The 2,341-nt window shown below is 73.0% G+C and carries 3 protein-coding genes; all 3 read right to left on the bottom strand.

Annotation, left to right across the window (positions count from 1 at the left end):
- On the bottom strand, window positions 1-1,014 hold a 1,014-nt coding region (locus D8M29_RS10905; protein WP_148111593.1), incomplete at its 3' end, for an MraY family glycosyltransferase.
- A gap of 9 nt (window positions 1,015-1,023) precedes the next feature.
- Window positions 1,024-1,758, bottom strand: a complete 735-nt coding sequence (locus D8M29_RS10900; RefSeq protein ID WP_123244121.1) for an L-threonylcarbamoyladenylate synthase — start codon at window positions 1,756-1,758, stop codon at window positions 1,024-1,026.
- On the bottom strand, window positions 1,755-2,225 hold the full coding sequence (locus D8M29_RS10895) for a hypothetical protein (protein ID WP_238693393.1): 471 nt from the start codon (window positions 2,223-2,225) through the stop codon (window positions 1,755-1,757). The genes D8M29_RS10900 and D8M29_RS10895 overlap by 4 nt, the downstream gene beginning before the upstream one ends.
- Window positions 2,226-2,341 lie beyond the last annotated feature (116 nt).

Below are 2,341 nucleotides of genomic sequence, written 5' to 3'. Positions count from 1 at the left end.
GATCATGGGGTCCACGAAGTTCAGGGACACCGCGCCCCAGGCCACGAGGAACGCCCAGAGCCAGAGCAGCGCGACGGCCTGCGCCTGGGTGTAGCCGCCGTCCACGAGCTTGTGGTGCAGGTGCCCGCGGTCCGCCGAGAAGGGGCTGGTGCCCTTGGCCGTGCGCCGCAGCACGGCCAGGGCGAGGTCCGCGAGCGGCAGGGCGAGGACGGCGACGGGCAGCAGGATGGGCATGTAGGCGGGGACGTTGCGGAAGCGCATCCCGTCCAGGGCGTTCACGTCGGCGGTCACGGCGACCGCGGCCGCCGCCATCAGCAGGCCGATGAGCATGGCCCCCACCTCGCCCATGAAGATGCGGGCCGGGGACAGGTTCCACGGCAGGAAGCCCACGCACGCGCCGACGAGCAGGGCCATGAGCAGGGTGGCGAGGTTGGCGTAGTCGAACTGGTTGATGGTCCGCGTCAGCAGATACGAGTAGACGAAGAAGGCCGAGCCGCCGATCAGCGCGACGCCCGCCGCCAGGCCGTCCAGACCGTCCACGAAGTTGATCGCGTTCATCGTCAGCACCACGGCGAACACCGTGAGGATGACCTGCGTGGTCTCGTTCCCCACCGGGATCCAGCCCACCGGCATCGCCTCGATGCGGATCCCGCCCAGGGCCACCGCGAGTCCGGCCAGCACCTGGCCGGCCATCTTCACCCACCAGCGCAGGTCCCACATGTCGTCGGCGATGCCCACGACGAGCACGACGGCGACGGCAACCAGGAGCCCGCGCATCGCGGCGTCGTCCGCGTAGATCCCCTGGAGGAACGGCACGACTCCCCCGACGGCGAATCCCACCAGCACGGCCGCGGCCATGGCCACGCCGCCCAGCTTCGGCACGGGGTGCCGGTGCACGTCCCGCTGGCGCAGCGGGGTGAACACGCGCGCGCGCAGCCCGAGCCGGCGCATGAGGGGCGTCAGGGACCCGCAGGCGACGGCCGTGACCATGACCATGACGAGATACGCGCGCATGGCGGCCGGTCAGGCCTCCCGGTCGGCGGGACGCGCCGCGGCGGCGTCGTCGGCGGCCGCGATCCGCTCGGCGGCGACCGGCGGCTCCTCGCCCTCGGCGAGCAGGTCCGGCACCACCGCGCGCAGCTCCTCCAGGGGCACGGAGCCCTGCCGGGCCACGCGGAACGGGGTGACGGTGCAGTCCACGATCGTCGAGGGATCCCGGCTCTCGCGGGGGCCGGCGTCGAGGTAGAGGGCCACGGACTCCCCCAGCATCGAGCGGGCGGCGTCGGCGGTGGTGGCGGCGTCCATGCCGGTGCGGTTCGCGCTGGAGACGGCCATGGGGCCGACGGCGTAGAGCAGCTCGCGGGCCACCTCGTCGTCGGGGACGCGCAGGGCGACGGTGCCGCGGGTCTCGCCGAGGTCCCACGTCAGCGTGGGCTGGGACTTGAGGATGAGCGTGAGGGCGCCGGGCCAGAAGCGCTCGGCGAGGGCCTCGGCCTCCTCCGGCACGTCGTACGCGAGGCCCGCCATGACGCGGCGGTCCGCGATGAGCACGGGCGGCGGCATGGTGCGGCCACGGCCCTTGGCGGCCAGCAGCACGGCCACGGCCAGCGGGGAGAACGCGTCCGCTCCGATGCCGTAGACGGTGTCCGTGGGCAGGACCACGCAGCCGCGGTCCGCGAGGACCTCGCGGGCGCGGGCCACGGCATCCTCGAGGGCGGCCGGATCCGAGACGTCGATGAAGTCACTCACGTCGGTCATTCTTCCACCTCCGCGCCCGCCGCGGCTTCGCCGGACCGGCGCGCCGTCAGGAACCGGTCCCGTCCGGTGAGGTCCTGGTGGACTCGTTCGCCCGTGAACCGGGGGTCCGCACCGAGGGCGGACAAGAGGGCCGGGCCCTGCGTCTCGTGGTGCTCCATGGCGAACAGGCCGCCCGGGGCGAGCAGGCCCGCCGCCCGGTGCGCGATGGCCCGCGGGATCCGCAGCCCGGGCGTGTCCCCGCCGTAGAGCGCCCGCGCCGGGTCCAGTCGGGCCTCCGGTTGGGCGGGCACCTCGGCCTCGGGCACATAGGGCGGGTTGCTCACGACGACGTCCACGCGGCCCTCGAGGTCGGGGCATGCGACAAGGGCATCACCTTGTCGCAGGTCGACCCCGCGCGGGGCGAGGTTCCGCCGGGCCCAGTCGGCCGCCGTCGGGTCGAGCTCGACGGCGGTGACGTGCCGCTGCAATCATCAGAACCCTCACATGCATCCCGTAGGGTCCACTCGTTTCACATGAAACGCGATCCCTAAGCTGGCGAGTGGGCGATTGTCGAATCGCAGATATACCGGCTTGTGTTCTCGGT

The sequence above is a fragment of the Micrococcus sp. HSID17227 genome (genome assembly GCF_003989405.1).
GTDB lineage: Bacteria > Actinomycetota > Actinomycetes > Actinomycetales > Micrococcaceae > Micrococcus > Micrococcus luteus.
The sequence above is the reverse complement of the archived record's forward strand: the minus strand, read 5'-3'. Positions and strand labels throughout refer to the sequence as shown.

What these genes read in the sequence shown, in the direction of transcription:
- D8M29_RS10900 (WP_123244121.1), bottom strand. Translation starts at nt 1,758, where the DNA reads ATGACCGACGTGAGTGACTTCATCGACGTCTCGGATCCGGCCGCCCTC.